The organism is Massilia sp. NBRC 108631 (assembly GCF_059704565.1).
Genome location: NZ_BAAKJE010000274.1, coordinates 1 through 22,554, shown reverse-complemented (window position 1 = coordinate 22,554; position 22,554 = coordinate 1). Strand labels below are relative to the sequence as shown.

General features: G+C 67.9%; 16 protein-coding genes. 6 read left to right on the top strand and 10 right to left on the bottom strand.

Translation table 11 applies throughout. From position 1 onward, the window contains the following. From AC6H42_RS30510 to AC6H42_RS30495, 4 genes are read right to left on the bottom strand one after another with little or no spacing between them, the layout of a single operon-like run. Positions 1 to 837, bottom strand: coding sequence for a DeoR/GlpR family DNA-binding transcription regulator (locus tag AC6H42_RS30510; protein WP_082551584.1), 837 nt, complete (start codon positions 835 to 837; stop codon positions 1 to 3). Then, positions 831 to 2,126, bottom strand: coding sequence for a D-tagatose-bisphosphate aldolase, class II, non-catalytic subunit (locus tag AC6H42_RS30505; RefSeq protein WP_497549676.1), 1,296 nt, complete (start codon positions 2,124 to 2,126; stop codon positions 831 to 833). Before AC6H42_RS30505 ends, AC6H42_RS30510 begins: the two co-directional genes overlap by 7 nt. Then, positions 2,126 to 3,103 (bottom strand): ROK family protein, encoded by a 978-nt coding sequence (locus AC6H42_RS30500; protein WP_057153958.1) that lies wholly within the window; start codon positions 3,101 to 3,103, stop codon positions 2,126 to 2,128. The genes AC6H42_RS30505 and AC6H42_RS30500 overlap by 1 nt, the downstream gene beginning before the upstream one ends. Then, positions 3,090 to 4,268 (bottom strand): SIS domain-containing protein, encoded by a 1,179-nt coding sequence (locus AC6H42_RS30495; protein WP_497549675.1) that lies wholly within the window; start codon positions 4,266 to 4,268, stop codon positions 3,090 to 3,092. Before AC6H42_RS30495 ends, AC6H42_RS30500 begins: the two co-directional genes overlap by 14 nt. Before the next feature lie 227 nt (positions 4,269 to 4,495). Here AC6H42_RS30495 and AC6H42_RS30490 point away from each other — a divergent pair, with 227 nt between their 5' ends. The 4 genes from AC6H42_RS30490 (at position 4,496) to AC6H42_RS30475 (ending at position 9,535) form a co-directional block, all read left to right on the top strand. Continuing rightward, on the top strand, positions 4,496 to 5,629 hold the full coding sequence (locus AC6H42_RS30490; protein ID WP_497549674.1) for a glycoside hydrolase family 88/105 protein: 1,134 nt from the start codon (positions 4,496 to 4,498) through the stop codon (positions 5,627 to 5,629). A gap of 123 nt (positions 5,630 to 5,752) precedes the next feature. Continuing rightward, a complete protein-coding gene (locus AC6H42_RS30485) occupies positions 5,753 to 6,817 on the top strand; it encodes a LacI family DNA-binding transcriptional regulator (protein WP_057153821.1) in 1,065 nt (354 codons plus the stop codon). A gap of 45 nt (positions 6,818 to 6,862) precedes the next feature. Beyond that, complete coding sequence (locus AC6H42_RS30480; RefSeq protein WP_497549673.1) at positions 6,863 to 8,083, top strand: glycoside hydrolase family 88 protein; 1,221 nt, start codon at positions 6,863 to 6,865, stop codon at positions 8,081 to 8,083. Between the two features lie 108 nt (positions 8,084 to 8,191). Continuing rightward, on the top strand, positions 8,192 to 9,535 hold the full coding sequence (locus AC6H42_RS30475) for an MFS transporter (protein ID WP_057153823.1): 1,344 nt from the start codon (positions 8,192 to 8,194) through the stop codon (positions 9,533 to 9,535). On the opposite strand, the gene AC6H42_RS30470 is transcribed toward AC6H42_RS30475, so the two are convergent. After that, positions 9,510 to 11,564: a phosphocholine-specific phospholipase C gene (locus AC6H42_RS30470; protein ID WP_497549672.1), complete on the bottom strand. Its 2,055-nt coding sequence runs from the start codon at positions 11,562 to 11,564 to the stop codon at positions 9,510 to 9,512. The two genes, AC6H42_RS30475 and AC6H42_RS30470, sit on opposite strands and share 26 nt — an antisense overlap. Before the next feature lie 111 nt (positions 11,565 to 11,675). After that, entirely contained in the window at positions 11,676 to 14,117 is a 2,442-nt protein-coding gene (locus AC6H42_RS30465; RefSeq protein WP_497549671.1) for a TonB-dependent receptor, read from the bottom strand. Between the two features lie 288 nt (positions 14,118 to 14,405). Here AC6H42_RS30465 and AC6H42_RS30460 point away from each other — a divergent pair, with 288 nt between their 5' ends. Both AC6H42_RS30460 and AC6H42_RS30455 read left to right on the top strand, forming a co-directional pair. After that, a complete protein-coding gene (locus tag AC6H42_RS30460; protein ID WP_497549670.1) occupies positions 14,406 to 16,652 on the top strand; it encodes a glycoside hydrolase family 88 protein in 2,247 nt (748 codons plus the stop codon). 47 nt (positions 16,653 to 16,699) lie between these two features. Beyond that, positions 16,700 to 18,343, top strand: coding sequence for a right-handed parallel beta-helix repeat-containing protein (locus AC6H42_RS30455; RefSeq protein WP_497549669.1), 1,644 nt, complete (start codon positions 16,700 to 16,702; stop codon positions 18,341 to 18,343). Positions 18,344 to 18,372: 29 nt separating this feature from the next. Here AC6H42_RS30455 and AC6H42_RS30450 read toward each other — a convergent pair whose 3' ends face one another. From AC6H42_RS30450 to AC6H42_RS30435, 4 genes are all read right to left on the bottom strand, one after another. Continuing rightward, positions 18,373 to 20,844: a polysaccharide lyase 8 family protein gene (locus tag AC6H42_RS30450; RefSeq protein ID WP_497549668.1), complete on the bottom strand. Its 2,472-nt coding sequence runs from the start codon at positions 20,842 to 20,844 to the stop codon at positions 18,373 to 18,375. 68 nt (positions 20,845 to 20,912) lie between these two features. Further along, positions 20,913 to 21,125 carry a hypothetical protein gene (locus AC6H42_RS30445; protein WP_200953925.1) on the bottom strand — a complete coding sequence of 71 codons (213 nt, stop codon included), beginning with the start codon at positions 21,123 to 21,125 and terminating at the stop codon, positions 20,913 to 20,915. A 98-nt stretch (positions 21,126 to 21,223) separates the two neighbouring features. After that, positions 21,224 to 21,760, bottom strand: coding sequence for a hypothetical protein (locus AC6H42_RS30440; protein ID WP_057153829.1), 537 nt, complete (start codon positions 21,758 to 21,760; stop codon positions 21,224 to 21,226). 12 nt (positions 21,761 to 21,772) lie between these two features. Then, positions 21,773 to 22,554 (bottom strand): rhamnogalacturonan lyase family protein (locus tag AC6H42_RS30435; RefSeq protein WP_497549667.1); only part of this gene is annotated, 782 nt, incomplete at its 5' end.

Genomic DNA, 22,554 nt, shown 5'->3' with positions numbered 1-22,554 from the left:
TCAGTTGCCATGCTCGTGCTCCGCAATGATGACGGTGATGCCCTGCGCCGCTAGCTGCTCGCGCAGCGTGGGCGCCAGGCTGGCGTCGGTGATGATGGTGTCCACATGCTTGAGCGCGCAAATGCGGTTCAGGCAGATGCGGCCGAATTTGGACGCGTCGGCCAGCACGATCACCTGGCGCGCACAGGCAGCCATGCGTGCGTTCAGGCTGGCGTCCGCGGCGTCGTGGGTGGACAGGCCGAAGGCCGGATCGATGCCGTCCGCGCCGAGAAACAGCTTGTCGAACACATAGCCGTCCAGGCTGGCCTCGGCCTGTTTGCCTTGCAGAGACTGGGACGCGTGGCGCAGCACGCCGCCTGACACGATCAGGTCGATGTCGCTGGAGTGCGCCAGTTCGGAGGCAATCGGCAGGCTGTTGGTAAACACCGTCAGCGTGCCGCGCGCGCTGAGCAGGCGCGCCAGTTGCAGGGTGCTGCTGCCTGCGTCCAGTATCAGCTTGTCGCCGGGCGCAACCAGGGCCGCCGCGCAAGCGGCGATGCGCTGCTTGCGCTCGCGGTGCTGCAGGCGTTTTTCCGCCAGCGGTGCTTCCGGCGGGGCGGAATGCGCCAGCCGCGCACCGCCGTGCTGGCGCTGCACCAGGCCGGCTTCGGCCAGCGCCCGCAGGTCCAGGCGTATCGTCACCGCCGTGACGCCGAGGCGCTGCGCCAGGCGCTGCACGCGCACACTGTCCTGCTCGCGCAGCGCATGCAGGATTTGCCGGCGCCGTTCCTCGCAGCTGGCCGTGGTGTTGCCGTGGTAGTGCGGCGCGGCGCCGCCGGCCGGGGCGAATGTCAGCATGGCGCGGCCACCCCGTTGAGCCGGCACGCGCGGGCGTAGCGCGCCAGCACCAGTGCGACTTTGTGGCGCGCCAGGTCTGCAGCACGCGCGGGCAGGCGCCCGGCGTTGACCAGTTCGGCCTGTTCCGGCAGGTATTGGCTGAGCAGGGGAAGCGGCAACGGGCCCGCGTCCAGGTTGGCTTTCAGCGTGGCGAGCGCCTGCTGTACCGGCGCCGCAGGCCAGTAGTAGCGGCTGCGGTCGGACAGCGCGTAGCGGCGCAGCGTGGCTTGCTGGCCGGGCGTGCCAGGGTAGTGCTTGTTCCAGTAGCCGGGCTGCTCCAGCATGCAGCGCTCAAGCACTGCCTTGAAGTGCGAGCGCTGCTCGACGGGCAGCAGTTCGTCCTCGATGGCGGCCAGCGCGAACCATGCCTCGCGCAGCGCGTGGGTAGCAGCCGGTCCCACCTTGAGAATGGCGAAGTGGCCGCGCACCAGCGCGTGCAGCGCCTGTTCGGACTGGTAGTCGGTGGAATGGGCTTCATACACCAGGCCCGGATGGTCCTCGATGAAGGCCGACAGTTCAAGCGCTTCCGCCGGCGCGTAGTGGCGCACCGTGCTGTGGTCGAAATCCACGCCCGGCTGCACCACCAGCGCGATCACGCGCTGCCATGCCGCCTCCAGGCCGCGCTGCGCGAAGGCCCGGCGATGTGCCTCCAGCGTAGCGGCCGCCGCCTGTGGGCGCGTCACCTGGATGCCGCCTTCCAGCGACGCTTCGCCGCCCGGCACCGGCACCTCGGTGCCAACCACGTACACCGGCGGCGTCAGGCCGGCACCGGCCGCCGCGCGTTCGGCCACATCGGCCAGGTCGGCCGAACGCGCCGCCACCAGGTCGTCCGGCAGCGGCAGCGGGTCTCCCGCGCAGGCCATGCTGCAATCGAGGTGGATTTTTTCAAAGCCTGCTTCGACGTAGGCTGCGATCAGCACGCGCGCATGCGCCATCGCCTGCTCCGGCGGCAGGTGCTGCCAGGTGTTGGGACCGAGATGGTCTCCGCCCAGGATCAACCGCTCCGCCGGGAAGTCCATCGAACGAGCCAGGCCGCGCACGTAGGCGACAAAGTCGCGCGGGCGCATGCCGGTGTAGCCGCCGAACTGGTCGACCTGGTTGGAGGTCGATTCCACCAGCAGCGGGCCGCCGTATTCCAGGGCGACGGCAATAGCCGCCTGCAGTACTTCGGCGTTGCTGCAGCAGACGCTGGCGATTCCCGCGGCCGCGCCGTTGCCGTGCTCGCGTATCAGGTTTTGGAGATGGGACATCAGGATTCCTTTGCAATGAGGTTGGGCTGGCGCGCCAGCAGGGCCGCGCCGCGCGCGCCGCCGGCGTCGCCGAAGAAGGGCGGCAGGATGGGCGGCACCGCAAGACCGGGCAGCAGGTGGGCACTGGCCGCTTGCGCCAGCTCCGTGTACAAGTGCGGCATGCGCGACAAGCCGCCACCCAGTACGATGGCGTGCGGGTCGTACGCCAGCACGATGCGGGCGATGGCCGCGCCCAGCAGGTCCAGGTGCAGCGCCACGACGCGCTGTGCCACCGGGTCGCCCGCGCAGCGCAGCGCGAGCAGGGCCTCCGCGTCCGCCCCGTTGGCGCCGTTGCCGTCAGTCGCACCGCCGATTGCGTGCCGGTGCAGGCGGCGCATGCCGGTGCCGGACACGTAGCATTCGAGGCAGGCTTGGCTACCGCAGGCGCAGTGCCAGACCGGCAGACCGTAGCGCCGCAGCAGGTCCGGACCGATGGGCCAGTGGCCCCATTCGCCCGCGATGCCGTTGCGTCCGCGAACCAGCTGGCCGTCCAGCACATACCCGGCGCCGGCGCCGGTGCCGATGATGAGGCCAAACATGCTGGGGTAACCTTGCGCCGCACCGCCATGCGCCTCCGACAGCGCAAAGCACTGGCAGTCGTTGCCGATGGCGATGGGACGCTCCAGCATGGTGCGCAGCACCGGCAGCAGGTGGCGTCCGGTCAGGCAGGGCACGTTGGCGCTGAGGTGCTTGCCGCTGGCTGCATCGACGATGCCTGGAACGCCCAACCCCACCGGTGCACGCATGCCCAGTTCCTGGTCGGCGCCGCGCACCAGGTCGGCCAGGGCGGCCACGAAGGTGCCGTAGTCGCTGCCGGGGGTGGGCACGCGGCGGCGCAGGAGCACGTTCAGCGCCGCATCGCACGCCACCAGTTCCATCTTGGTGCCGCCGATGTCGATGCCGTAGGTGTTGCCGCTGACCGGCTCAGGCGGCTTCATCGGCATACACCGTTACGCCTTGCACCACGCGGTTCACGGTGCCGTCGGGGAAGGGATTGTCCGGCGTGAGGCCGAGGCGCACCGACTGGTGCAGCGCCAGCGTTTGCGCCAGCAGCACGTAGGCCGCCGCCAGCCAGGCGTCGGGCAGGTCCGCAGGCGCGCCCAGCGCGGCGCCATCGAGCGCAGCCACGCGGCCCGCCACCCCGTCGCGCCGCAGTTCGGCCAGCAGGTCGTGCTCGTAGCGGCGCGCGTGGGCGCCCTGGCTGTGGAACAGCACCACCAGCGTGTCGCGGTTGAGCATGGACTTGGGGCCGTGGCGGAAGCCCAGCGGCGTGTTGGGCATGGCCAGCACCTGGCCTGCGGTGAGCTCCAGCACCTTGAGCGCCGCTTCGCGCGCCAGGCTTTCGAGGGCTGCCCCGCCCAGGTAGACGATGCGCGACACCGCCAGGCTGCCAAGCTGGCGCCACTCCGCGGCGAGGGTGTCCAGCCAGTGGCCGGCCAATGCCGCCACGGCGTCGATGCGCTGCGCCGCCTGCGCCAGCGGGGCAGGTTCCAGCAGCGACAGCGCGGCCAGCAGCATGGTGGTGAAACTGCTGGTCATGGCGAAGCTGCGGTCGCAGGTGGCCGGCGGCAGCAGCAGGGTGATGGTGTCGCTGCGGCCGCCGCCGTCGCGAGCCAGCGCGCCTTCGCCGTTGCAGGTGATATGCAGGAACAGGACGCCCGGCGCCTTGGCGCGCACCAGGTCCACCACGGCCTGGCTTTCCGGGCTGTTGCCGCTGCGTGCGAACGATACCAGCAACAAGGGCTTGCCGGCGGCCAGGTAGAGGGCAGGGTGGCTCAGCAGGCTGGTGGTGGCCACGGCGCGGACTTGCGCCGGCCAGGCCTGGTTCAGGCCGTCGGCGGCCACTTCGCCGATAAAGGAAGAGGTGCCTGCGCCGGTGAGGATGGCTTGCGCCGACGGGTCGGCCAGCAAGGCGTGCAGCCGGGCGCGGTCGGCTGCGGATATGCTGTTGGCGCCGGGCCCGGTTTCGTCCGGCTGCGCGTCGGTTGCCAGCGCGGCTGCCAGCTGGCGCCATACCGCAGGCTGTTGCGCGATCTCGCGCGCTGTGTGCTGTCCGCCCAGCGCTTCCCATTGTGCGCTGGCCAGGTCGTAAGGCTGTGTCATGTCATGCTCCGGTTCGATGGTGGAATTGATCGATCAAATGAATGGTAACGTTAACGCATCGACTTTTCCAGTTTCGCTTTCGGATTTGTTGTCCGAATGCGCAAACGAAGAAACGGAGATAAAAACGCTGGTATTGGCGGATTTTTGTGTGGTATCGTTAACGCATTGTTGCCGCGATGTGGAACCCGGCTTCAGGAAATTTCCCAATTCTTAACAAAGGACGCACTATGAAACCTACTTTGCTCTCCTGGTCCGCAGTCCGGCTGCTGGGCGCCGCCTTGGCGCTGACGCTGCTGGCCGGCGCGCCCGGCGCGGCGGCCGAACGCGCCGTGACGCCTGCGGCAACCCTGGCGGTCATGCAGCGCGTGGCGGACTGGCAGCTGGCCCATCCCAGTACCTACCCTGAGGATGATTGGACCCAGGCGGTTGGCGACGCGGGCATGATGGCGCTGGCCGGCATCGCCGCCGACAGCCGTTACCGCGACGCCATGGTGTCCATGGGCCGGCGCAATGAATGGAAGCTGGGCCCGAGCATGTACCACGCGGACGACTACGCGGTGGGCCAGACCTACGCGGAACTGTACCTGCAGCTGCGCGACCCGGACATGATCGCGCCGATGCGCGCCCAGTTCGACTACATGCTGGCGCACCCGCGCGAAGGCAGCCTGAACTGGATCACGCCCGGCGTGCTGCACCGCTGGGCCTGGTGCGACTCGCTGTTCATGGGGCCTCCGGCCTGGGCGCGCCTTGCGGCCGCCACCGGCGAGCACCGTTACCTGGAGTTCGCGGTAGCGAACTGGTGGCGCACCTCGGATTACCTGTACGACAAGGAAGAACACCTGTACTACCGCGACAGCCGCTTCTTCAAACAGCGCGAAGCCAATGGGCGCAAGATGTTCTGGGGCCGTGGCAACGGCTGGGTGATGGGCGGCCTGGTACGCATGCTGCAGTACGTGCCGGCCGGCCATCCTTCGCGCGCGCGCTTCGTGCAGCAGTTCACCGAAATGTCGGAAAAGCTGCTCACGCTGCAGCAGCGCGACGGCATGTGGCGCGCCAGCCTGCTGGACCCGGCCAGCTACCCGCTGCAGGAAACCAGCGGCACCGGCCTGTACACCTATGCGCTGGCTTATGGCGTCAACCAAGGCTTGCTGGACCGTGCGCGCTTTGCGCCGGCGGTGGCCAAAGCCTGGGACGCGCTGGTGGCCAATGTGGATGCGGCCGGCAAGCTGACCCACGTGCAGCCTATCGGCGAAGACCCCAAGGCTTTCGATCCCGGTTCCACCGACGTGTACGGCGTGGGCGCCTTCCTGATGGCGGGCAGCGAGCTGCACCGCATGCAAGCGCGCGGCGCGGCGAAATAGCGGCGACTGAAGGGCAACGGCCCGTCCTGCTGCCCGGCGCTGTGGAATTCTCCGCAAATCCGGTAAAATAACCTGCATCGAGGCCAAAAGCCCGATATCGTTATCAGTAGCCAAAGGACAGCAATGAAGAAATCGACGGTAACCCTGGTCGATGTGGCCAAAAAAGCGGGTGTGTCAGTGATGACGGCTTCGCGCGCGCTGAGCGGCGAAGGCTATGCATCGGACGAAACCCGGGCCAAGGTGCAGGCCGCCGCGCAAGAGCTGGGCTACGCGCCCAACGCGCTGGCGCGCATGATGAAGGGCGGCCGCACCAATGTGATCGGGGTGGTCGTCAACGATCTGGCGTCCACGGTGGTCAACGGCTTCGTCTCGGCCATCAGCGAGGAAGTGCGCAAGTACGAGATGGACATGTTCATCTACAACTCGCTGGGCGACCTGGGCGACGGCAAGGGCAAGCGCCTGAGCCAGATGCTGCACGGCTTGTGGGACGGCCTGATTTATGTGCTGCCGCGCATGAGCGACGATTATCTGCGCACGCTGGAGGCGAGCACCAGCCCCATCGTCATGATCAACTACTGCAAGCAGGAGACCACCTTGCCGGTGGTGCGCGGCGATAACGTCAACGGCGCGCGCGATGCGGTGGCGCATCTGATCGAACTGGGGCACCGTCGCATTGCCTTCGTGCGCGGCACCGGCTACACCGGCCAGAGCGACGAGCGCGAGCGCGGCTACCGGGCGGCGCTGCAGGAGGCCGGCATCGATTGCGAGCCGGAGCTGATTGCGCAGGGCGATTTCAACGAGCCGTCCGGCGTGGAGGCGGGGCGCGCGCTGATGGCGCTGGCCGAACCGCCGACGGCGATCTTTGCCGCCAACGACGCCATGGCGCTGGGCTGCATGAGCGCGCTACGCGAAAAAGAGCTGCGCATTCCGCAGGACGTGTCGGTGATCGGTTTCGATGACATGGCCGGCGCCTCGGTGGCCCAGCCCGGGCTGACCACGTTGCGCCATCCGGTGGGGCCGATGGCGCAAGCGGCCGTGCAGGAGCTGATGCGGCGCATCCAGTCGCAGCCGGGCCGGCGCCAGCGGATTGAGTTCCCCAGCGAATTCCTGATCCGCGCCTCGACCGGGCCGGGACCGGAAGCGCCTGCCGCCAGGAGCAAGCCCCGCGCGCGCAAGCGGGCGGCCTGAAGATCGGCCCGCGGCCAGCGGCCCGGGCCTTTTTTATAGCTGAATATGATAACGATACCTCAAATTCGCGCAACGCAGGCCGAACTGTTCCGGGACGCGCAGGCTGCGGCGCTGGATCAGCTGGAGCGCCACGCGCTGCGCTTCGGCACCGGTTTCCCTGACGACACCGCCACGGACGGCGTGTACCGCCTGCGGCAGGCGCCCGGCTTCCCGCGCGGCGCCAACGTGGGCTGGACCACCGGCTTCTGGACGGGCATGGGCTGGCTGGCCTACGAGTTGTGCGGGCGCGGCGTGTTCCGGCAATGGGCACAAAGCCACCATGCCAGCTTCGCTGCCCGCGTGGCACAGCGCACCGACCTGGATCATCACGACCTGGGCTTCCTGTACGGGCCTTCGGTGGCTGCGTTCCGCGTAACCGGCGAAGAGCACCACCGCGCCCTGGCGCTGGAGGCGGCGCAGGTGCTGGCCGAGCGCTTCCTGCCTGCGGCCGGCGTGATCCAGGCCTGGGGCAGGATCGGCGACCGCGCCGACCAGCGCGACCAGGGCCGCATCATCATCGACACGCTGATGAACCTGCCCCTGCTGCACTGGGCCACTGCCCAGACGCATGAGCCGCGCTACGGCGACGCGGCGCGCATGCACCTGGCCCGCTCGCTGGCGCTGCTGCTGCGGCCGGACGGCTCCAGCGCGCACAGCTGCCATATTGACCTGGACAGCGGCGCCGCGCTGCGCATCAGCACCGTGCAGGGCCACGGCAGCGATTCCTGCTGGGCGCGCGGCCAGGCCTGGGGCGTCTATGGCCTGGCGCTGAACCACCGCCACGCGCCGGGGCAGGGCGCGCTGGATGCGGCCTGCCGCATGGCGGACCACCTGCTGGCGCGCCTGCCGGACGACGGTGTATGCCAGTGGGATCTGGCGCTGGACTGGCGTGGCGGCGAGCAGCGCGACAGCTCGGCCTCCGCGATTGCGGTATGCGGCCTGCTGGAGCTGGCGGCGCAGCTGCCGCCGGGCGCGCGCGGCCAGCATTACCGGGAGCGCGCGCTGCATATGCTGCAAGGCCTGGCCGCCGGCTACGCTGCGCCGCCCGGACCGGGGCGGGGCCTGCTGTTGCATGGCGTGTACAGCTGGCCCGAGGCGCGCGGCGTGGACGAGGCCAATCTGTGGGGCGACTATTATTTTCTGGAAGCGCTGGCCAGGGTCAATGCCGGCTGGCGCAGCTACTGGAGCGGCGGCGCAGCACCGCAGCACGGTCATGCCGCCGCCTGACCGTGTGCCGCGTGCCGATGTGTAATTCGGGCTGAGTTTCGCACCTGGCTGCTACCGCTGAGTGTCCAAATCGGCTAGCATGCTACAAGTCATCAGCGGGGAGGGGGAGTGGGCCAGAAAGTGCTTTTGCGGCAGGCGCCGCCGCTGCTGCTTGCCGCCGGCCTGGCCTCGCTGCTGCCGCTATGTTTTTTTCTCCTGATGGGGGACCTGGCATGGTCGCTCAAGGAGCGCGCGGTGCAGGAAGTGGTGAAAGCCCAGCTGCGCGAGTTCAGCCGGAATCCCGTGCTGCTCAACGTGATGTTTGGCGCCTTGCCAGCCTTGCTGTCGCTGCTGTTCGGTCCCTTGGTGGGCGCCTGGAGCGATCGCACCCGCACCCGCCTGGGGCGGCGCATTCCCTTTCTGCTGTGCGGCGCGCCACTGCTGTCCGGCTCCCTGGTGGGGCTGGCCTACAGCGAGGCGCTGGCCGACGCGCTGATGGCCTGGTTCGGCATCGGCCCCGCGTTCCGCCGCGAAGCCGTGATTGCCTGCATGGCGGTGTTCTGGGCGCTGTTCGAGCTGTTCAGCATCACCGGCAACGCCCTGTTCATCGCCCTCGTCAACGACACCGTGCCCAAGCCTTTGCTGGGGCGCTTCTTCGGCCTGTTCCGCATTGTCAGCCTGGCGGTGGGCGCTGCCTTTTTCTATGTCGTCTTCGGCAACGACCTGCCGTCGTTTGCGCGCCAGGTCATGCTGGCCATTGCCGCCGTCTACCTGGCCGGCTTCGCCCTGCTGTGCGCCTTCGTGCGCGAACCGGACTGTCCGCCGCCCAGCGCGCTGGCGGCGCCGCCGGGACTGGGCCGCTTGCGCGCGCCGGGCGGCGAAGCGCCCTGGTTCTATGTGCTGCTGTTCGCCGCGCTGGGCCTGGCCACCACCAGCCTGCTGCCAGTGAATATCAACAGCTACAACGCCATCAGCCAGTTCGGCGTGGACCGCAACAGTTTCGGCCATGCGGTGGCGCTCACCTATTGCATCTCCATCGTGCTGGCGCTGCCGCTGGGCTGGCTGGCCGACCGCGTCCATCCGTTGCGGGTGGGCTTCGCCGCGCTGGCGCTGTATGCGCTGTGCATGCTGGGCGCCTGGCTGCTGGTGGTGGGGCGCACCTCCTTCCTGATCTGGTTCGTGGTGCACGGCGTGCTGGCGGGCGCTTTCCTGACCGGTACCGCCGCGTTGCTGCCGGCCTTGCTGCCGCGCGCGCGCTTCTCCGAGCTGGCGGCATTCTCGGCCTCCGTCACCGCGCTGCTGGCGATGGTGTTTACGCTGGCGATGGGCGCCGCGCTCGACTGGAGCGGCAGCGATTTCCGGCTGATGTTCCTGGCCGCCGGCCTGGTGGCGCTGGCCGGAGCCTGCCTGTGGTATGGCGTGCTGCGGCTGTTCCGGCGCGCGGGATTTAGGTCCCCATCGCAGGATCACTGACGCCGTGTTGCCCGGTCTCGAGACGGCCCGCGAAACGTCTCATCCAGCCGCCGCACTGCACGCTGTAGTCGTACCAGTAGCGCTGTGCGTCCAGCGGCAGCAGGATGCGTGCGCTTTCGCCGGGTTCTAGGGTGCGCAGCTGCACCGGCGCGCTGCCATAGGCAAGCTTGCGCAGCGCCACCTCGCACGGGGCCGCGCCGCCATTGCGCAAGCTCAGGCGCAGGCCGCCAGCCACGGTTCCCATTGCGGTTTCCAGCGCGGCCTCCAGCGTCATCGCCAGCGTGTCCGCCTCCACGCTGCCCTGCAGGTGGCGGTGGAAGCCATTCGGCCCCAGCACCCATAGATCATACTTGCCCAAGTCGCCCGGTGCGGGCGTCCACAGGTCCGACAGCGATTTGCCCGCTTCCACTGTATAGCGGCGCGGGATGCGCTCCAGGTGCAGCTTGTCGTACACATGGAATACCGCACCGGCCGCGCCGCTGTTGATGAATTCCAGCGACACGGCGCGTGGCTGCGCCGGAACGGTTTCGGACCGCAGCTCCAGGCGGTAGGGCAGGGCGCGCGATGGGCGCTCGCCCGCAGGCTGGCGCGGCGCGTCCTGGCTGCCCTCAGGCGGCACCTCGATGCCGCCGCGCGCGCGCTGTTGGCGGCGCCAGGCGTCGGCCCAGGCCTGGCCGCGCGGCTCCAGCGGCGGCGGTGCCGCGTCCGGCGTGCGGAAGTCGAAGCAGCTGGTCAGGTCGCCGCACACGGCGCGCCGCCAGGGGCTGATGTTCGGTTCGTGCACGCCGAAGCGCGCTTCCAGCAAGCGCAGGACGGAGGTGTGGTCGAACACCTGCGAATTGACCCAGCCGCCCTTGCTCCAGGGCGAGATCACCAGCATGGGCACGCGCGGTCCCAGGCCGTAGAGCCGGCCGTCCGAGTGGCATTCGGCCGCGTAGTCCACGGTGGATTTTCCGGCGCGGCCGCCGTCGCGCTGGAGCGCAGGCGCGGCGGGCGGCGGGGCATGGTCGAAGAAGGCGTCGTTCTCGTCGTACATTTGCAGCAACACGGTCTTGCCCCACACTGCCGGATCGGCCAGCAGCGCCTCCAGCACCATCTGGGTATACGCGCCGCCCTGTACCGGCGTCGATGGCCCCGGATGTTCGCAGTACAGGCGCGGCGGAACGATCCAGCTCACCTGCGGCAGGCGTCCCGCCAGCACGTCGTCCTTCAGGCCCTGCAAGCTGGCGTTGCGCAAAGTGCTGCTCAGCCCCTTGTCGGCCAGCGGGTGCGGACGGTTCAGGTGCGCCTCGCGGAAGCTGCGGAACACGGTCAGCAGATTGCAGTCGTAGTTGTCGTCCATGTCCTGGTACACCTTCCAGCGCACGCCGGCCTGTTCCAGGCGCTCGGCGTAGGTGGTCCAGGTAAAGCCCTGCGCAGCCGGCCCCAGGCCTTCCATGCGGTTGTCGATGGCAGGTCCGCCGCTGGCGCCGGCGGGGTCGTTGGTGCCGGTCAGCAGATACAGGCGGTTGGGATTGGTGCCGCCCTGCAGCGAGCAGTGGTAGGCGTCGCACAAGGTGAAGGCATCGGCCAGCGCGAACTGGAACGGCAGCTCCCGGCGCGTGTAGTAGGCCATGGAGGCGTCGGTCTTGGCGCGCGGCCAGTGGGCCATGCGGCCGTCGTTCCAGGCGGCTTGCGCGTCCGGCCAGGTGTGCGGCAGGTCCAGCGCGCACTGGGCGTTGCCGGCTTCCTGGTCCAGGTGGTAGGGCATCACCGTGCGGCGGCCGTTGTGCTGCTGCCAGACTGTGCGTCCGTCTTGCAGCGGGATGGTGAAGCGCTCGCCGAAGCCGCGCACGCCGGGCAGGGTGCCGAAGTAATGGTCGAAAGAGCGGTTTTCCTGCATCAGGATGACCACGTGCTGCACGTCCTGCAGCGTGCCGCTGGCGCGGTGCGCCGGCACTGCCAGCGCCTGCCGCAGCAGTGGCGGCATGGTTCCCATCAGGCTTGCAGCCAGGGCCTGGCCCAGGAAGCGGCGGCGTTGTTGCGGCATGGCGGTCTCCTCGCTATCAAAAAAGGGCGTACACGGATGACCGGTACGCCCAGTGGGAGAAATCCTCCCGGAGAGAAAAACTGTTACAGCGGCTGATACATCATTGTTGCATCAGAACTGCATGTCGGCGCGCACCGAGAAGTAGCGCTGGTAGTCGCGGGCCGGGGTCCAGTTGGTGGTGTTGACCGGCACCACGGCGTTGGGCGCCTTGGCGCTCCAGGTGCCGTTCACCCAGCTGTTGGCCAGGCTGGTGGCGTAAGACTTGTTGAACAGGTTGTTGACCATGAAGCTCAGCTTGAAGCCATCCTTCTTGTCCTTGATGCCGGCGCCCAGGTTGACGATGCCGTAGCCGCCTTGCTCGGTCATCGGGTCCTGGTTCAGGTTGAACTGCGTGCGGCTCTGCCAGCGGAAGGCCGTGGTGATGAAACCGTTGTAAGAGCGGTCGGTCAGGATGTCATACTGGCCGCCCAGGTTCAGCTTGAACTTCGGCGCGTTGGGCAAGGTGGCGCCCGCCAGGTTGGCCACATTGGTGTTGTTGTACTTCGGATTGGCCGCGCAATTGCCGCCCGGGACCGTGCCGGTGCCGGCGGCGTTCAGCACGCTGTGGCAAGGCCCGTTCTCGAACTCGGTCACGATGGCCTTGGTGTAGGCAAAGGCGCCGTTCAGCAGCAGTTCGCGAGACACGCGCCAGTTCAAGTCGGACTCGAAGCCGCTGGTGCGCAGCCCGCCGATGCTGTGCAGGGTGGTGCGGAAGATGCCGTCGGCATCGGTGAAGCCGGCCGACTGCTGGAAGCCGGTGAAGTTGGTGCGGAACACGGCCAAATCCAGCGACATGCGGTTGTTCAGCAGGCTCAGTTTCACGCCCGCCTCGATGCTTTTGGCGTCTTCGCCCGGGACCGGCTGGGTCTTGGCAATGGCGGCGTTGAAGGTGCTGGTCAGGTCATATGCCTTGCCCTTGTGGCCGGTGGTGTAGGTCGCATAGGCCATGGCCGACTGGTCGAGGCGGTGCTCCAGCCCCAGCTTGCCGGTGGTCTTGCGCTCGGTGTCGTCGCCCCGGAAGTATTCGGTCAGCACGCGGCTGGTGGCGGGCGGCGGGTTGTAGCGGCTGAAGGTGTAGCCGGTGTCTTCCTTGTTGTAGCGCAGGCCCGCCACCACGCTGGTCTTCGGCGTCAGGTCGAAGCTGCCCTGGCCGAAGATGGCGTAGTTGGTGTTGTAGGCGGTGGCGCCGTAGTCGGTGACGTAGGTGGTGACCGGAGCGCGGGTCAGCTCGCGTTCCAGTTCGTTCTTGCCGTACCACAGGCCGGCCACGTAGCGCACCGCGCTTTTATCGGGCGAGGTCAGGCGCAGTTCCTGCGTCTTGGCCTTGACGTCGAACTTGCCGAACTGGTACAGGCCGCCGCTCACGCCGATGGGCTTGTTGCCGATCAGCGCCTTGCCCAGCACGTCGCTATCGGTGCCGTCGCCGTCCTGGTAGTCGTTCATCTCGTAGTGCGACCAGGAGGTCACCGAGGTCAGGGTGTGCCTGGCCAGCACGCTGTCGTCGCCGAAGGCATAGCTGACCTTCAGGCCGGCGCCCACGTCGCGCGCCTTGCCGCCTGCGGGGTAGTCGTTGCGCACCGAGACATTGTCCGGGCCCGGTACGATGCCTTTCAGTACCTGCGACGCTGGCATATAGTTGCCGGCCGCGTAGGTGGTGCCGTTGTTCAGGTTGTACACGGCGCCGGCCATGTTGGACATGGAGTTGAGCGGCTGGACGCAGCATGCCTTGGTGAAATTGCTGGCGCGTGGCGAGAACACCACGGTCCAGTTGTCGTCCGGGGTCCATTCCAGCTTGCCGGACAGATTGGTGTCGCGTGAGCCGTTCAGCTTGCCGCCGTCGTAGAGGTTTTTCACCACGCCGCCGAAGCTGGTCTTGCCTCCCGCCAGGCGCATGCGCACGGTGTCGCTCAGGGCGCCCGAGACCGAGGCGCCGGCACGCCATTCGCCGTCGCTGGTGAGCAAGGTGGAGGTCTTGGTCTTCCAGATGCTGTCGATCGGCTTGGTGCTGATATTGACCGCGCCGGCAATCGAGCTTTTGCCGAACAGCGTGCTCTGGGGGCCTTTCAGTACTTCGATGCGGTGCACGTCGGCCAGGTCCTTGAAGGCGTTGGCCTGCATCGCATACGGCACGTCGTCGATGATGACCGAGACGTCCGACTCCACGCCGATGCCCAGCGAGTAGGTGCCGATGCCGCGCATATTGATGCTGAAGTTGCCCGGCTGGGTACTGTAGGAAACGCTCAGGGCGGGCGACAGGGCGGGCAGGTCGTCGAAGTCTTTCACGTTATTGCGCTGCAGGACGGCGTCGTTCAGTACGGTGATCGCCATCGGCACGTCTTGCAGGTTCTGGGCGCGCTTGTTGGCGGTGACGACCACTTTCTCCAGTTGCACTTCGTCTTTGGCTGCCGGCGCCGCTTGCTGTGCGTGCGCCAGGCTGGCCATGGCCAGCGCGACCGCCGCTACGACAGGCCGCACTGCGAATCCGGCGGCTGAATGCTGATTGTTCGTGTTCATGTACTCTCCTCGGTCGAAATTTAACATGTGCTTGCCAGTTGCAGTGCGGCTGGCGTCTCTTATTTATGCGAACGTTATCACTCGGCGTCCTAAAAAACACAGCGGACAATGCTGTGTTGCTGTGATAACGATACCAGCAAATTTTTTTGATCACAAGAAAATTTCATATGCTTGCGCGAAAAACGACAGATTTCTTGCGCGCGGAAGCACGAATTGAATTGCATTTGCCGAAATGCTTAGGTAACGTTAACACATCGCATTTTCCGTCCCTGCAAACAAGGAGTATTGATGACACAGACAGCACCCCCAGTCCTGCGGCAACGCCGGCTGCACGCGGCCCTATGCCTGGCTTTGCTGGCGGCGCCGGCGGCAGCGCTGCGCGCCGAACCTGCAACTGCCGCGCGCGCGGTATCCAGCCACGCCGGCGCGGCCGCCGTGCTCGGCGTGATGCAGCGCGTAGCGGACTGGCAGCTGGCCCATCCCAGCAGCTATCCGGAGGATGACTGGACGCAGGCGGTTGGCGATGCGGGCATGATGGCGCTGGCCGGCATCTCCGGCGAACGCCGCTACCGCGACGCCATGCTCGCTGTGGGCGAGCGCAACCGCTGGAAGCTGGGCCCCAGTATGTATCACGCGGATGACTACGCCCTCGGCCAGACATACGCCGAGCTGTATCTGCAGACGCGCGAGCCGAAGATGATTGCGCCCATGCGCGCCCAGTTCGACTTCATGCTGGAGAACCCGCGCGACGGCAGCCTGTATTGGGAAACGCCGGGCGTGCTGCACCGCTGGGCGTGGTGCGACGCGCTGTTCATGGGGCCGCCGGCCTGGGCGCGCCTGTACGCGGCCACCGGCGACCAGCGCTATCTCGATTTTGCGGTGAAGAACTGGTGGCTCACATCGGACTATCTGTACGACCAGGGGGAGCACCTGTACTACCGCGATAGCCGCTACTTCAGCAAGCGCGAAGCCAATGGCCGCAAGGTGTTCTGGGGGCGCGGCAACGGCTGGGTGATGGGCGGCCTGGTGCGCATGCTGCAATATCTGCCCGCGAACCATCCGTCCCGCCCGCGCTTCGTGCAGCAGTTCAGCGAGATGGCCGCCAAGCTGTTGACGCTGCAGCAGGCCGACGGCACCTGGCGCGCCAGCCTGCTCGACCCGGCCAGCTACCCTTTGCAGGAAAGCAGCGGCACCGGCTTGTACACTTATGCGCTGGCCTACGGCGTCAACCAGGGCATACTGGACCGCGCGCGCTTTGGACCTGCTGCGGGCAAGGCCTGGGACGCGCTGGTGGCCAACGTCAACGCGGACGGCAAACTGACCCACGTGCAGCCCATCGGCGCGGATCCGAAATCCTACGATCCCAACTCCACCGACGTCTATGGCGTGGGCGCCTTCCTGATGGCGGGCAGCGAGATTTACCGCATGCGGCTGCTGGAAGGCGCGCGGTCCAGCGTGGTCGTGGTGCGCAACGGCGGCAGCCTGCACCGGGCGGACGAATCGGTGGAGGCGCCGCTGGCGGCAGGCATGGCGGGTGCCACGGGTGCGGCCCACGCCACGGGTGAGATAGCGCTGCTGGACGCAGCCACCTCGCGCATCGTGCCCAGCCAGCGCGTAGAGCAGGGCGTGCTGTTCCAGGCCACGCTGGCGCCGGGAGAAACGCGGCGCTACCACGTGCTGCCGCGCGCCGCGCTGCCGGCCGTGCCGCCGGTGGACGCCAAGGCCCATGCCCGCTTCGTGCCGGAGCGGCTGGACGATTTCGCATGGGAGAACGACCGCACCGCGCACCGCGTCTACGGCCCGGCCATCATGCGCGATCCGAAGGAGATGCTGGTCAGCGCCGGCGTGGACGTGTGGTCCAAGCGCACCCGCGCGCTGGTGATGGACAAATGGTACGCCAGCGGCGACTACCACACGGACCGGGGCGAGGGCATGGATTTCTACAAGGTGGGCAAGGCGCTCGGCTGCGGCGGACTGGCCGTGTTCGACGGCGGCCGGCTGCATCCCGCGTCGTCCAACTTCAGCAAGTGGAAGGTGCTGGCGGACGGCCCGCTGCGCGCCGTCTTCGAGCTGACCTACGAGCAGTGGGACGCGGGCGGGCGCCAGGTGTCCGAGCTGCGCCGCGTGTCGATCGACGCGGGCACCAATTTCAGCCGCGTGGAGAGCCGCTTCGCCGTGCGGGGCGCGCCCAAGGCCGGCCTGGAGATCGGTGTCGGCATTGCGCAGCGCGAAGGCGAGGGGCGCTACAGCCAGGGCAAAGGCTGGATGAGCTATTGGGAACCGCCTCACGGAACAGCCGGCGCGGACGGCAGCGCGGCGTGCGCGGTGCTGCTGGACGGGCGACACATGCCGCATGAGGGCCAGTACCTGGCGGTTGGCAAGGCGCAGGCGGGCAAGCCCTTTGTCTACCACCTGGGCGCGGGCTGGAGCAAGAGCGCCGACTTCCCCACGCCGGAAGCGTGGGAGCGTTACGTCAAGGAAGCTGCGCAGCGCCTCGCCGAGCCACTCTCCGTCAACATCGAAGCCGGAAAATAACGTTAATATTCGCCCCTACGCGGGGCGATCCTATAAAGGAATAACTGATGAAGTTTGCGACACTTGCAGTGATGCTGGCGGCAGCGTGGGGCGGGCATGCGCGGGCAGCGGATACTCCGCCCGCGGTGCATATCGATTGTTCGGCGGCCGCAGCCGGCGCGGGCAGCCTGCGGCAGCCCCTGAACAGCCTTGCGCAGCTGAACGCCATCCGCTTCCAGCCTGGCACGCGCATCCTGTTCAAGCGCGGCGCCACCTGCCACGGCAGCTTCCAGCCCATGCCGGGCAGTTCGGGAACGCCGGGCGCACCGATTGTGGTGGACAGCTACGGCGATGCGGCCTTGCCGCGTCCCGCGATCGCGGCCGGCTGCCGTTCATCGCGCCCCGACCCCACGCAGGAGAGGACCGAGGCCAGCAAGCGGCCCGAGGGCGTGAGCCCCTACCATACGCTGTGTACCGCCGGCGACGGCCCGGTCAACCGCGCCGCGCTGCACCTGTTCAATGTCGAGCACTGGGAAATCAACGGGCTTGAACTGAGCAATGACGGGCTGGAGGAAGCGGGGCGCGTCGGGCTGCTGGTGCATCTGGAGGACTTCGGCACCGGACGCCACTACCGCATCAACGACGTGCTGGTGCACCATGTGCGCGGCTACCTGAAGGACGAACCGGGCCGCAAGCTGGCCTACAAAGCCACCGGCGGCATCCTGTTCGAGGTCACGCGCGACAGCGAGCGCAGGGGCGCGCGCCAGAAGAAGACCAATTTCGACGACGTGCTGGTTGAAAACAGCGAGATCTACCACGTGGACGGCATCGGCCTGTCGAACCGCTCGGCCTGGATGTGCCGCCCGCGCGGCGCGCCTTGCGGCGATTTCCCGCCCTATAAGAACAACCCCGGCTACCTGCAGGAGAGCGCGGCGCAGGCCGCGACCGAGTTTTATCCGTCCACGCGGCTGGTGTTCCGCAACAACCGGATCCACGACATTGGCGGCGACGGCATCGTGGTGCGTACCGCAACGGCGCCGCTGGTTGAAGCCAACCTGCTGTACGACATCTGGATGCGCTCGCCCGGCAACAGCGCCGGCGCCTGGGCCATCAACACGGACGGCGCCGTGTTCCAGTACAACGAAGTGCATGGCGTGCGGCTGCGGCCGGAACTCGAGGCGGTCGACGGCATGGCTTTCGACGCCGACATGGGCACGCGCGGCACGCGCATCTACGCCAACTACAGCCACGGCAACGCCGGCGGCCTGATGCTGTTCTGCGCCTGCGGCAAGGATGGACTGGGCCAGCGGGCCATGGTGGAGGATGTGGTGGTGGAGCGCAACCTGAGTCTGAACGACCGGCGGCGCGCCATCCTGATGGCTGGGCTGGACAACGCGGTCGTCAGCGGCAACCTGATCGTGACCGCCGGCGCCACGCCGCTGCTGGAAAGCCACGACAACGGCACCAGCGACACGATCGAATTGCGCGGCAACCGGTTTGTCGACACCAGCGGCAGCGGGGCATTGTACCGCCCGTTCAAGAAATCCGGCAGCTACGCCCGCCATGCCTGGCGCGGCAACACTTTCCACGGCTATCCGGCCAGCGCGGAAAGCGGCACGGCGGTGCCGGCGGCGGAGGCCGATGCAGCGGCGCTGGTCGAGCAATGGTTCACCGACACCCAGTTCCGCCAGCGCGGCTACCGCCCGCGCTGAGTCGGGCGGCAAGGCGGCCCGGGGCCGCTTCAGGGCCGCTTCAGTTCGAAGCGCGCCTGATGGGATTTACCCGCCGAGCCTTTCACCGCCACGGTCATTTTGATGGTGGGGCTCAATTGCTGCACCGTGATGGCCGGGTCGTGCAATAGCACGGCGCGCGCGCTGCGGTGCAGCTCCAGGTGGATCACGTCCGTGTTCTCCTGGGTGGGATCGGCCACGGCCAGCTGCAGGCCGGCGCCATCCTGCTGCACCACCACGGCGGCCTTGCGGTCGCTGGCCAGGTAGGGCTTGCCCGACACCTTCACGGTCTTGGCCGCGTCTTCCCAGAACACCATGCCGGTCAGGCCCAGCGCGCTGTCGGTCACCGCTGTGGCGCTGGCCGAGCGTTCCGCCACGCGCACCGGGTTGGCGGCCGCGAACGCCGCCACCTGGGCCGCGCTGCGGTTGGGCAGCAGGATGAAAGTGTAGGCGCCGTCTGTAGGGCGCACGCCATGCGGCAGCGCCAGGCTCAGATAGCTGGCGCTGACTTGCCGGGTGGAGCCTTCGGCATTGATGTCGCGCCAGGCGCCGGTGCGCGTCTCGCGCAGGCCTTGCACGGTGGGCGCATCCGGGAACACATAGCCGATGTCCGCGCCGGGCACGCTGCCCGCGAGGTGCGCCCATTTCGTGTTCGGCAGCGCCTGCGACCAGCCCGCGCCAGCCGGCTGGCGCATGCCGTTGACGGTCAGCGCATTGTCGCCGCCGGCATTGAGCTTGCGGTTCTCGACGATGGTTTCCACCGGCCTGGCGGCAGGGTCGGCGGGGGCGGCGGAGATCGCCGAGCCCACCGCCACCACGCGGTCGCCGAACAGGAACCAGGCTTTCCTGCCCTGCAGGCCGCTGTCGCTCCATGCCTTGGTGGAGAAGTCCATGCCGATGGCGGCATGCTGGCCCGCCAGCTCCGCGCCGCCCACGGCGGACTTGTCGTTGCTGTACAGCTTCCATTTCTCCGGCGTGCCGCTGCCGCCATGGTCGGTGGTGGTGCCGGGCATGCGCCATGCATCGGCGGTGGGCCAGTAGTTGCCGCTGTACTGGGTCTGGTCGGCGTTGTAGAGGGAGTGCGTGCCGGCGCCGGTCCACCAGCCGCGCAGGTTTTCGCCGTTGCCGGATTCGAAGGAGCTGATGCGCTTCGAGAACATCGCCAATGCGAAAGCGTGACCGGGACGGCGCTGCACGGCGCGGTCGGTGGCCGGGTAGTAGCGGGTTTCCACCGCCTCGGCCAGTGGCGCCACGGCGGCATCCCGCTGCAGCGCCTTCAGCAGCCCCATTTGATAGACCGGCAGGCCGGCGTAGATGCCGGGCACCGCCGTCGCCACCGGCGTGAAATAGGACGCGCCGAAAGTGCGGTCGCGCTGCAGCCAGCCTTTCAGCACGGCTTTCAGCTGCGCCCCCTGCGCGGGCGGCAGCACTTCGGCCAGTTCCGCCATCGTACCCGTGACCGTGCGGCCCACGCCGTGGTCGGAATAGAATTCGCGCGAAATCGAGCGGCCGCGCTGCATGTCCATCATGGCGCCGTCGTAGATGAACGGGCGGTAGGCCCGCATGGACCACTCGAAGGGCAGGCCGGCATTCGGGTCCGTGAGCTGCCAGGGCGAGCCGTTCAGCACATAGTACAGCGCCGCGATATCGGCCATGATGACCACGCCGTAGCCGCCGATATAGGTCACGTAGCTATGCTGGACAAAGGAGCCGTCGGTATAAAACCCGTCGCCGCTGCTCACGTAGGGCAAGGCCTGGCTGATGGCGTCGCGGCCCTGGGCGATCTTGGCGGCGTGCTTGCCGTTCACGCCGCGCATAATGGCGACGAAAGCCTTGTCGAGGCGGTTGGCGCCGGTTTCTTCGGTGCGCGACAGGGTGCCGGATGGCGTGGTGCGCCAGGCGGGATCGGGCACATGGAAATCGATGGCGGCCAGGCAGCGTTCCAGCTGTTCCGGCGCAAGCAGGCCGCGCACCGCCAGCACGGCCTCGTTGAGCGCCATCGGCGCGCCGATCTGCCAGTCCCACCAGTTGTTGTAGGCATGCCGGCCGGCGGTGTAGCGGTGCTTGCTCATCCAGTCCAGCCCGTCCACCACGGCAGCGCCCAGCGCGGCATTGCCGTGCAGCGCAGACTTGGGCGAGGCATACACGGCGGCCATGGCGGCCAGACGCCGGTAGGCGCTGGTGACGTGGGCGGACACGGTGGTGGAGGCCAGGTCGGGCCAGAGCGCGGCGCGTTCCGGCGCGGTCTGCATGGACGACCAGTAGCGCTGCGCGTTGGCGTCGTCGAGCTGGAGTTGGGCGGCGATCTGCTGGTCGGCGGTATCGGCCGCAGCGCCGCCGGCCGCGCGCAGCAGCCACTTGGCGCGCATGTCGTCGAAGTCATCGGCCAGCGCCGGCGTCACCGGCTGGCAAGCGTGCAGCACAGCGGCCAGCAGCAGGCTGCGCCGCCAGGCCGGGCGAAACGGTGGTAAACGATGCCGCATCAAGCTCTCCTCAAGATTATCGGTTCGAGCCTATGATAACGTTAACCTAGCCGTCGCGCCACATTTGGCTACACCCGCTGGCAGTCCTGCGCTTCCCCGGTGCTCACTTCGAAGGCGTGCAGCTGTTCTATCATCGCCGCCGGCGTGAGCAGCACTTCGGGCAGGTAGCGGCCTGCGGCCGCCGGAGCGCCGCTGTCCAGTCCCAGCAGGCGTTCCAGTCCCAACGCCACGCCCAGCGCGGTCAGCGGCGCCGCCCATGTCCTCGTCGTCCAGCACTGCACCTATGCCGACGGTGTCGAGCGCGGCGAATTCATTGGCGACATGCAGCACCGGGAAGACGGCGGCATAGCTTGCAAGCGCATGCCGCCTTGCCTGACGCTTACGCCGGCTGCTGGCGCTGCCTGCGCGGGGAACGCATGGCCAGCAGGCCCACGGCCATCAGCAGCGCCGTGCCGGGCAAGGGGATGGCGTTGATGGCGAAGGATTGCAGCGGCGAATCGTCCAGCTGCGCCGGGCTGTAGAAGGCGTCATTGCTCCAGTCGAACAGGCCGTTGCCGGCCGAGGTGTCCAGCGTCAGCGTGGCGCCCAGGTCCAGCAGCGTGAGGTAGAAGCCGGCGTCCTGCTCGCCAGGAACCGCCGGATTGGTGTTGGCCAGGAATACCCACGATTCCGGCTGTGCGTTCTCCAGGTTCCACACCTTGTCGATGGTGGTGGTCTGCGCCAGGTCCACCAGCGTGCCGGTGATTTGCGTGATGCGGTATGGCGAGGCGCCGTCGTAGTAGAACTGGCCGCTGAACTGGCCGTCGCGCCAGGTGGCGTCGAGCTGGTACCAGCCCATGTGCGCAGCCAGGGCCGATGGCGAGAACAGGCTGAGCGCGAGTGCGCCCAGTGCGCAGAGTGCATAGAACTTTTTCATTTGGTTTCCTTGTTATGGCACGAGCAGTTCGTCGATATTGGCCAGGCTCTGGCCGGTGGATTCGAAGCGCAGCGTGTTGTTGCTGCCGGCGGCCAGGTTGACGGTGGCGGTCATGGTGGTCCAGGCGGTCCAGCCGCCGGTGATCTTGAAGGTGATGGGCTGCGGCACGCCGTTCACTTTCAGCACCCCGGTGCGCGGCGTCGGATTGCCGTTGGCGTAGCGGATGGTGATGGTCTTGGCGCCGCCCGCGCCGCCGTTGATGCGGCCGAATTCCGCGCTGCCGCCGCTGGACGGGAAGGACAGGAAACCGGTGTGGCGGTATCCCGCGCGGTCGGTTTTCGCAGCCGTTCCGCCGCCCACGATGGCCGTTTCCGCCTGCACCGTGCCGCTGCCGTCGTACGGGATGTGCACCGGGTCCTGCGGGAAGGACGTGGCGCCATGGCCCAGGTAGAAGCTGGGGTGCGGCGGCTGGTTGTAGCCGGCGTTCTGTCCCGCCACCTGGGTGCGGTACTGCGGGTTGTGCATCAGGGTGTTGATGCGCGTGGCGGTGGGAATGGTGGTGCTGTAGACCTGCAGCTCGGTATTGGCGGCGTTGCGCCAGACGACTTCCTCGCGCCAGTCGCCGAACAGGTCGGCCGTGAGCACCGGCGTGGCCTTGGTGCCGTTGTTGGAGGCGGCGCCGTTGAGGGCCGCGTCCACGATCTTGCTGCCGGTGCGGGTGACCGGGTCGAACTTGTCGATCGAGGTGCTGCCCATCGGTTCGCGCAGCAGGTCGCCGTCCCACCAGGCCGCGA

Coding starts and splice junctions, on each gene's coding strand:
- AC6H42_RS30510 (WP_082551584.1), bottom strand. CDS start 837: ATGCTGACATTCGCCCCGGCCGGCGGCGCCGCGCCGCACTACCACGGC.
- AC6H42_RS30505 (WP_497549676.1), bottom strand. CDS start 2,126: ATGTCCCATCTCCAAAACCTGATACGCGAGCACGGCAACGGCGCGGCC.
- AC6H42_RS30500 (WP_057153958.1), bottom strand. CDS start 3,103: ATGAAGCCGCCTGAGCCGGTCAGCGGCAACACCTACGGCATCGACATC.
- AC6H42_RS30495 (WP_497549675.1), bottom strand. CDS start 4,268: ATGACACAGCCTTACGACCTGGCCAGCGCACAATGGGAAGCGCTGGGC.
- AC6H42_RS30490 (WP_497549674.1), top strand. CDS start 4,496: ATGAAACCTACTTTGCTCTCCTGGTCCGCAGTCCGGCTGCTGGGCGCC.
- AC6H42_RS30485 (WP_057153821.1), top strand. CDS start 5,753: ATGAAGAAATCGACGGTAACCCTGGTCGATGTGGCCAAAAAAGCGGGT.
- AC6H42_RS30480 (WP_497549673.1), top strand. CDS start 6,863: ATGATAACGATACCTCAAATTCGCGCAACGCAGGCCGAACTGTTCCGG.
- AC6H42_RS30470 (WP_497549672.1), bottom strand. CDS start 11,564: ATGCCGCAACAACGCCGCCGCTTCCTGGGCCAGGCCCTGGCTGCAAGC.
- AC6H42_RS30465 (WP_497549671.1), bottom strand. CDS start 14,117: ATGAACACGAACAATCAGCATTCAGCCGCCGGATTCGCAGTGCGGCCT.
- AC6H42_RS30460 (WP_497549670.1), top strand. CDS start 14,406: ATGACACAGACAGCACCCCCAGTCCTGCGGCAACGCCGGCTGCACGCG.
- AC6H42_RS30455 (WP_497549669.1), top strand. CDS start 16,700: ATGAAGTTTGCGACACTTGCAGTGATGCTGGCGGCAGCGTGGGGCGGG.
- AC6H42_RS30450 (WP_497549668.1), bottom strand. CDS start 20,844: ATGCGGCATCGTTTACCACCGTTTCGCCCGGCCTGGCGGCGCAGCCTG.
- AC6H42_RS30440 (WP_057153829.1), bottom strand. CDS start 21,760: ATGAAAAAGTTCTATGCACTCTGCGCACTGGGCGCACTCGCGCTCAGC.